This window comes from Geodermatophilus sp. SYSU D00700 (genome assembly GCF_054050255.1).
This window is the reverse complement of the sequence record NZ_JBJGZA010000070.1, coordinates 1-7,717: the sequence shown is the minus strand read 5'-3', so window position 1 is coordinate 7,717 and position 7,717 is coordinate 1. Positions and strand designations below refer to the sequence as shown.

Annotated in this window: 7 protein-coding genes; 3 read left to right on the top strand and 4 right to left on the bottom strand. The window is 71.7% G+C overall.

The genetic code is table 11. From position 1 onward, the window contains the following. Positions 1-100: 100 nt before the first annotated feature. The 4 genes from tuf to rpsL form a co-directional block, all read right to left on the bottom strand. The gene (tuf, locus tag ACI79V_RS24245; RefSeq protein ID WP_456893474.1) at positions 101-1,294 is read right to left on the bottom strand and encodes an elongation factor Tu; all 1,194 of its coding nucleotides are present in this window, start codon (positions 1,292-1,294) and stop codon (positions 101-103) included. A gap of 87 nt (positions 1,295-1,381) precedes the next feature. Beyond that, entirely contained in the window at positions 1,382-3,481 is a 2,100-nt protein-coding gene (gene fusA / locus ACI79V_RS24240) for an elongation factor G (RefSeq protein WP_456893472.1), read from the bottom strand. Positions 3,482-3,582: 101 nt separating this feature from the next. Continuing rightward, positions 3,583-4,053, bottom strand: coding sequence for a 30S ribosomal protein S7 (gene rpsG / locus ACI79V_RS24235; RefSeq protein ID WP_456874307.1), 471 nt, complete (start codon positions 4,051-4,053; stop codon positions 3,583-3,585). Between the two features lies 1 nt (position 4,054). After that, complete coding sequence (gene rpsL / locus ACI79V_RS24230; RefSeq protein ID WP_012950487.1) at positions 4,055-4,429, bottom strand: 30S ribosomal protein S12; 375 nt, start codon at positions 4,427-4,429, stop codon at positions 4,055-4,057. A 660-nt stretch (positions 4,430-5,089) separates the two neighbouring features. Between rpsL and ACI79V_RS24225 the strand changes: the two genes are divergently transcribed. From ACI79V_RS24225 to ACI79V_RS24215, 3 genes are all read left to right on the top strand, one after another. Beyond that, on the top strand, positions 5,090-6,055 hold the full coding sequence (locus tag ACI79V_RS24225) for a hypothetical protein (RefSeq protein WP_456893470.1): 966 nt from the start codon (positions 5,090-5,092) through the stop codon (positions 6,053-6,055). A gap of 135 nt (positions 6,056-6,190) precedes the next feature. Continuing rightward, positions 6,191-6,421, top strand: a complete 231-nt coding sequence (locus ACI79V_RS24220; protein ID WP_456893468.1) for a hypothetical protein — start codon at positions 6,191-6,193, stop codon at positions 6,419-6,421. A gap of 99 nt (positions 6,422-6,520) precedes the next feature. Next, positions 6,521-7,564, top strand: coding sequence for an LLM class F420-dependent oxidoreductase (locus ACI79V_RS24215; RefSeq protein ID WP_456893467.1), 1,044 nt, complete (start codon positions 6,521-6,523; stop codon positions 7,562-7,564). The last annotated feature ends 153 nt before the right edge of the window (positions 7,565-7,717 follow it).

Here is a 7,717-nt window from a genome sequence, read left to right as displayed (position 1 = left end):
CCCCGCCCCGGGGCGGGCCGGGGTGGTAGGGGCGCCGTTGGGGGTCGACCCGGCGGCGCGCCGGGCCCCCCCCCCCCCCCCCCCCCCCCCGTCGGGGGTGTTACTTGATGATCTTGGTGACGCGACCGGCGCCGACGGTGCGGCCACCCTCACGGATGGCGAACCGCAGGCCCTCCTCCATGGCGATCGGCTGGATCAGCTCGACCGTCATCTCGGTGTTGTCGCCCGGCATGACCATCTCGGTGCCGGCCGGCAGGGTCACGACGCCGGTGACGTCGGTCGTCCGGAAGTAGAACTGCGGACGGTAGTTGTTGAAGAACGGCGTGTGACGGCCACCCTCGTCCTTCGAGAGGATGTAGACCGAACCCTCGAAGTTGGTGTGCGGGGTGATCGAGCCGGGCTTCACGACGACCTGGCCGCGCTCCACGTCCTCGCGCTTGATGCCGCGCAGCAGCAGACCGACGTTGTCGCCGGCCTGGCCCTGGTCGAGCAGCTTGCGGAACATCTCGACGCCGGTGACGGTGGTCTTGGTCGACGACGGACGGATGCCGACGATCTCGACCTCCTCCGACACCTTGACGATGCCGCGCTCCACGCGACCGGTGACGACGGTGCCGCGACCGGTGATGGTGAAGACGTCCTCGACCGGCATGAGGAACGGCTTGTCGATCTCACGCTGCGGCTCGGGGATCGCCGTGTCGACGGCGTCCATGAGCTCCATGAGCTTGTTGCCCCACTCGGCGTCGCCCTCGAGCGCCTTGAGCGCCGAGACGCGGACCACGGGGACGTCGTCGCCCGGGAACTCGTACTCGCTGAGCAGCTCGCGGACCTCCAGCTCGACGAGCTCGAGGATCTCCTCGTCGTCGACCATGTCGGCCTTGTTCAGCGCCACGACGATGTAGGGGACGCCGACCTGGCGGGCCAGGAGGACGTGCTCCTTGGTCTGCGGCATCGGGCCGTCGGTGGCGGCGACCACCAGGATGGCGCCGTCCATCTGCGCCGCACCGGTGATCATGTTCTTGATGTAGTCGGCGTGCCCGGGGCAGTCGACGTGCGCGTAGTGACGGTTCTCCGTCTGGTACTCGACGTGGGCGATCGAGATCGTGATGCCGCGGGCCTTCTCCTCGGGCGCCTTGTCGATCTGGTCGAAGGCCGACGCCTCGTTGAGGTCCGGGTACTTGTCGTGCAGGACCTTGGTGATCGCCGCGGTCAGCGTGGTCTTGCCGTGGTCGATGTGCCCGATGGTGCCGATGTTGACGTGCGGCTTGGTCCGCTCGAACTTGGCCTTGGCCACTGGGTTCCTCTCCTCGTGGTGTCGCAGTCGTGCTGACGCTGGGGTGGGCTTGCAGGGGGCCGGGCGGGGACGTACCCCGCCCGGCGGTCACTCGCCGGTGGCCTTGGCGATGATCTCCTTGGCCACGTTCTGCGGGACCTCGGCGTACGAGTCGAACACCATGGTGTAGCTCGCCCGCCCCTGGGTGCGGCTGCGCAGGTCGCCCACGTAGCCGAACATCTCCGAGAGCGGGACCAGGGCCCGGACGACGCGGGCGCCGGAGCGCTCCTCCATCGCCTGGATGAGCCCGCGCCGGGAGTTCAGGTCGCCGATGACGTCACCCATGTAGTCCTCGGGCGTGACGACCTCGACGGCCATCATCGGCTCGAGCAGCGCAGGGCTGGCCTTGCGCGCGGCCTCCTTGAAGACCATCGAGCCGGCGATCTTGAAGGCCATCTCCGAGGAGTCGACCTCGTGGTACTGGCCGTCGACGAGGGTCGCCTTGACGCCCACCATCGGGTAGCCGGCGAGGATGCCGTACTGCATGGCGTCCTGCATGCCCTGGTCGACCGAGGGGATGTACTCCCGCGGGATGCGACCACCGGTGACGGCGTTGACGAACTCGTAGGTCGGGCCGTCGCCGCTGACCTCGAGCGGCTCGATGCTCACCTGCACCTTGGCGAACTGGCCGGACCCACCGGTCTGCTTCTTGTGGGTGTAGTCGACCTTCTCGACCGCCTTGCGGATGGTCTCGCGGTAGGCCACCTGCGGCTTGCCGACGTTGGCCTCGACCCGGAACTCGCGACGCATGCGGTCGACGAGGATCTCCAGGTGCAGCTCGCCCATGCCGGAGATGACCGTCTGGCCGGTCTCCTCGTCGAGCTTGACCTGGAAGGTCGGGTCCTCCTCGGCCAGCTTCTGGATGGCCGTGCCGAGCTTCTCCTGGTCGCCCTTGGTCTTCGGCTCGATCGCGACCGAGATGACCGGGGCCGGGAAGGTCATCGACTCGAGGATCACCGGGTTCTGCGGGTCGCAGAGGGTGTCACCCGTGGTGGTCTGCTTCAGGCCGACGACGGCGACGATCTGACCGGCGCCCACGCCCTCGCGCTCCTCGCGCTTGTTCGCGTGCATCTGGTAGATCTTGCCGATCCGCTCCTTGCGGTCCTTGGTGCTGTTGAGCACCGGGGACCCGGAGGAGAGCCGGCCCGAGTAGACCCGGACGTAGGTCAGCTTGCCGAGGTGCTGGTCGGTCTGGATCTTGAAGGCCAGGGCGGAGAACGGCTCGTCCTCGTCGGCGTGCCGCAGGACCTCGGTCTCGCCGTCCATGGCGGTGCCGACGATCGCCTCGATGTCCAGCGGGCTGGGCAGGTAGTCGGTGACCGCGTCGAGCAGGGGCTGCACGCCCTTGTTCTTGAACGCCGTGCCGGTGAGCACCGGGTTGATCTGCGCGGAGATGGTCGCCTTGCGGATCGCGGCCTTCAGCATCTCGACGGAGATGTCCTCGCCGCCGAGGTAGGCCTCCATGAGGTCGTCGTTGGTCTCGGCGACGGTCTCGAGCAGCTTCTCGCGGTACTCGGCGGCCTGGTCGGCGAGCTCGGCCGGGATCTCCTCGACGGCGTAGTCCTCACCCATGGCGGTCTCGCCGCGCCAGGTGAGGGCGCGCATCTGCACCAGGTCGACGACACCGATGAAGTCGGCCTCGGCGCCGATGGGCAGCTGCAGCACGGCGGGGTTGGCGCCGAGCCGCTCGACCATCATGTCGACGCAGCGGAAGAAGTCAGCGCCGGTGCGGTCGAGCTTGTTGACGAAGCACATGCGCGGGACGCCGTACTTCTCGGCCTGCCGCCAGACCTGCTCGGTCTGCGGCTCGACGCCGGCGACGCCGTCGTAGACGGCCACCGCACCGTCGAGCACGCGCAGGGACCGCTCCACCTCGACGGTGAAGTCGACGTGCCCCGGAGTGTCGATGATGTTGATGTCGTAGCCGTTCCAGGAGCACTTCGTCGCGGCCGACGTGATGGTGATGCCGCGCTCCTGCTCCTGCTCCATCCAGTCCATCGTGGCCGCGCCGTCGTGGACCTCACCGATCTTGTAGTTGATACCGGTGTAGAAGAGGATGCGCTCGGTCGTCGTGGTCTTGCCGGCGTCGATGTGCGCCATGATCCCGATGTTGCGGGTCTTGGCGAGCTGGGCCGCGTTGGTGGCCATCTCTGACTCCTCTTTGTCTCTGGTCCGCGTGCGGGTCGTCCGGGGGTGGCCCGGCGTGTCCCGCCGGCGGGTGCTGGCGGGGTGCCACCAGCCGGGTGCGACTACCAGCGGTAGTGCGCGAAGGCCTTGTTCGACTCGGCCATCTTGTGGGTGTCCTCGCGGCGCTTGACCGCGGCACCGAGGCCGTTGCTGGCGTCGAGCAGCTCGTTCATGAGGCGCTCGGTCATCGTCTTCTCGCGGCGCGCGCGGCTGTACTGGATCAGCCAGCGCAGGCCCAGGGTGGTGCTCCGGGAGGCGCGGACCTCGACCGGGACCTGGTAGGTCGCGCCACCGACGCGGCGGCTGCGGACCTCGAGGGCCGGCTTGACGTTGTCCAGCGCGCGCTTGAGCGTGACCACCGGGTCGGTGTCGGTCTTGGCGCGGCAGCCCTCGAGGGCGCCGTAGACGATCGACTCGGCGACCGAGCGCTTGCCGTCGACCAGGACCTTGTTCACCAGCTGGGTGACCAGCGGCGACTGGTAGACCGGGTCGGCGGTCAGCGGACGGCGCGGCGCGGGGCCCTTGCGCGGCATGTCAGCTCTTCTCCTTCTTCGCGCCGTACCGGCTGCGAGCCTGCTTGCGGTTGCGGACGCCCTGGGTGTCCAGCGAGCCACGGATGATCTTGTAACGCACACCCGGGAGGTCCTTCACGCGGCCGCCGCGCACGAGCACCATGGAGTGCTCCTGCAGGTTGTGGCCGACGCCCGGGATGTAGGCGGTCACCTCGATGCCACTGGTGAGGCGGACGCGAGCGACCTTGCGCAGCGCCGAGTTCGGCTTCTTCGGCGTCGTCGTGTACACGCGGGTGCACACGCCACGACGCTGAGGGGAGCCCTTCAGCGCCGGGGTCTTGGTCTTCTCGACCTTGTCCTCGCGGCCCTTGCGGACCAGCTGGTTGATCGTGGGCATGGGTGGCCTGGATCTCCTACCTGCGCTGGGTCGTGCTGTGGACGGTGCTGCTGTCGTGTCGCCGGTGCCGGTCCTGCCGGGGTCGTCCGCCCTGGTCGCGAGCCACTCACCGGTCCCCGCGGTCGGGCGTGTCGCCCTCCCCAGGACCGGCCGGCGGTCGAACCGGACAGGTCGCCCCCCGCGACTCGGCGCCGCCACCTCCGGCCACCGTCCTGTCGTGGACGGCCCACCGGGGCGGACCCTCGGCCAGGAGGAGGACCTCCGGACACCCAGGCGCACCGCGAACGGGAGCAGGCCCAGGGCACCCTGGGCACGGCTGACCACGATACCCGCGGTCCGGGAGGCGGTCAAAGCCGGGTCCCGGGCGCCCTGCGGGCAGGGCCTGCCTGACGCCCGGACCGGCTCACGGGGTGCAACGGCGCAGGTCCGGGGACTGTTCCCGGAGCCGGCGCCGGGTCGGCGGGCCGCCCGGGGTGGCGAGGACCGTACCGCGGCCCCGCCGCCGCGCCAGGGTGTGACGCGACTCTCCGGGGTTCCCGATCCGGACGTCGCCCCGGGCCCCGGCCCGGACGCCGACCCGCCGTGGCGGCGGCGCGCGACTGTCGGTACCTCCCCCTACCGTCGGTGTCAGCAGAGCCACACACCGCAACGGAGGTCTCCGTGCTCATCGACTCGGCGCGCGAGCTCAAGGCGCGCCTCACCGCGCGGCTGGCCGAGGGCTTCCCCCTGGTCACCGCGAGTGACCTCGGCGGCCGGCTGTGGACCCGGCCGGCCATCGGGCTGGCCCCGGTGTCCCCGGGGAGGGCACACCTGGCCATCCGGGTGGCGGCGGCGGCCGACGCGCGGGTCCTCCTGACCGGCCTGGACGACGTCGTCCGCGCGGAGGTCGACGTCCGGGTGACCGGGCCGATACTGCCGCAGACGGCCCTCTCCCCCGGGCGGTTGCAGCAGCGCACCCGGCCCCTGGTACCCGGCCTGTCGGTGGCACACCCGGCGGTCAGTGCGGGGACGCTGGGCGGCTTCGTCCGGCTCGACGGCCGGCTCGCCGTGCTGTCCAACAACCACGTGCTGGCCGCCGCCGACGCCGGCGCGGTCGGTGACGCGGTGCTGCAGCCCGGCCCCGCCGACCGCGGCACCCCGGCCGACCGGGTCGCCACGCTGGCCGCGTCCGTGCCGTTCACCGACCGCGCCAACCGGGTCGACGCCGCCGTGGCCACCCTCGACGAGGGCGTGGAGGCCGATCCGGGCCGCGTGCCGGGCGGGCCGCTGGGGACCACGGTGCCCGACGGGGTGGAGGTCGAGCCCGACGAGGAGGTGGAGAAGGTCGGCCGCACGACCGGTCACACGCGCGGCCGGATCACCGCGGTGGAGGTCGACGGGGTCGCCGTCCAGTACGAGGACGGCGTGCACGTCTTCGACGACCAGATCGAGATCGAGGGCCTGTCGGGGGCGTTCTCCGCCGGCGGTGACAGCGGCTCGGTCATCTGGCGCAGCAGCGACCGCGCACCACTGGCCCTGCTGTTCGCCGGGAGCAGCGAGGGCGGCAGCACCGGGGCCGGGCTGACCTTCGCCAACCCGCTGGCGACCGTGCTGGCGACGCTCGGGGTGGAGTGGGTCGCCTCGTGAGCACATCCCCCAGGTCAGGGGGATGTCGCTCCGGGCGGGGACGAGGCACCATGGGGAGGTGACCGAGCCCGCCCGACCGCCCGGGGCCTTCCTCGCCCCTGGCTCCCGGCCGGCGGGCGTCAGCGAGGAGCCCTCGTGACCGACCGTGCCGCCGCCCGCGCCGCCAAGACCACCCTGGTCCGCCAGCTGTCCGCCCAGCCCGGCGTGGTGGGCATCGGCCTGGCCCGGCGGGACACCGGGTACGTCGTGAAGGTCGACGTCGCCGATGCGGACGCTGCGGGCCGGGTGCCCGGCGACGTCGACGGCGTCCGGGTGGTCACCGAGGTCGTGGGTGCCGTCCGCCCGCTGCGCAGCCGCACCGCCTGACCCATCCGCGCACCGCACCTGAGGCCGGGGGCCGGCCCGGGGCACCCGCTACGGTCGCCGGTGGCGCCGACGCGGGCGCCGCCGACCAGAGGAGTGCAGGTGCGCATCGGCATCCAGGCCAGCTACGCCGGGGGTTTCCAGGAGACGGCGGCGGAGATCGTCGACCTCGAGGCGGCCGGCCTCGACCTCGCGATGTGCGCGGAGGTCTACACCTTCGACGCCGTCAGCCAGCTCGGCTACCTGGCCGCCGTCACCCAGCGGGTCGAGCTGATGAGCGCGATCCTGCCCATCTACAGCCGTACGCCGGCGCTGACGGCGATGACCGCTGCTGGCCTGGACTTCGTCTCCGGCGGCCGCTTCACCCTGGGGCTGGGCGCCTCGGGCCCGCAGGTCATCGAGGGCTGGCACGGCGTCTCCTACGATGCGCCGCTGCAGCGCACCCGCGAGGTCGTGGAGATCTGCCGCCAGGTGTGGCGGCGCGAGCGGCTGGTGCACGAGGGCCCGAAGTACACCGTCCCGCTGCCGGCCGACCAGGGCACCGGGCTCGGCAAGCCGCTGAAGCTGATCAACACCCCGGTCCGCGACCGGATCCCCGTCATGCTCGCCGCGCTGGGCCCCAAGAACGTGGAGCTGGCCGCTGAGATCGCCGAAGTGTGGGAGCCGATCTGGTTCATGCCCGAGCGCGCCGACGACGTCTGGGGCGAGGCCCTGCGGGCCGGCAAGGCCAAGCGCGACCCGGAGCTCGGGGAGCTGCAGGTCATCTGCGGCGTCCCGGTGGCGATCGGCGAGGACGTCGACCACCTGCACGACCAGGTGCGGCCGCAGCTGGCGCTCTACGTCGGCGGCATGGGCGCCAAGGGCAAGAACTTCTACAACGACCTGGCCCGGCGCTACGGGTACGAGGAGGCCGCCGAGACCGTGCAGGACCTCTACCTGTCCGGGCGGAAGGACGAGGCCGCGGGCGCGCTGCCGGAGGACTTCGTCCGCCGGGTGTCGCTCATCGGGCCGGAGTCCTACGTCGCCGAGCGGATCTCCGCCTACGCCGATGCCGGAGTCACCACCATCGCCCTGCAGCCGCTCGACGACAGCCGCGAGGGCCGGCTGCGCACCGTGGAGACCATGCGCCGGCTGGCCGACACCTAGGCCGGGGATTGCGTCACGTGACGCGAGGCGGGGCCACGGGTCGGCGTCGTCGTCCTCCCTCACCGCCGAGGGGGGGGGGGGCGGGGCGCCCGCCGGGGGGGGGGGCCGGCGCGCAGCGGTGCGGAGCCGAGCCCGGCCGCCCCGCCCCGCGCC

Coding starts and splice junctions, on each gene's coding strand:
- fusA (WP_456893472.1), bottom strand. CDS start 3,481: ATGGCCACCAACGCGGCCCAGCTCGCCAAGACCCGCAACATCGGGATC.
- rpsG (WP_456874307.1), bottom strand. CDS start 4,053: ATGCCGCGCAAGGGCCCCGCGCCGCGCCGTCCGCTGACCGCCGACCCG.
- rpsL (WP_012950487.1), bottom strand. CDS start 4,429: ATGCCCACGATCAACCAGCTGGTCCGCAAGGGCCGCGAGGACAAGGTC.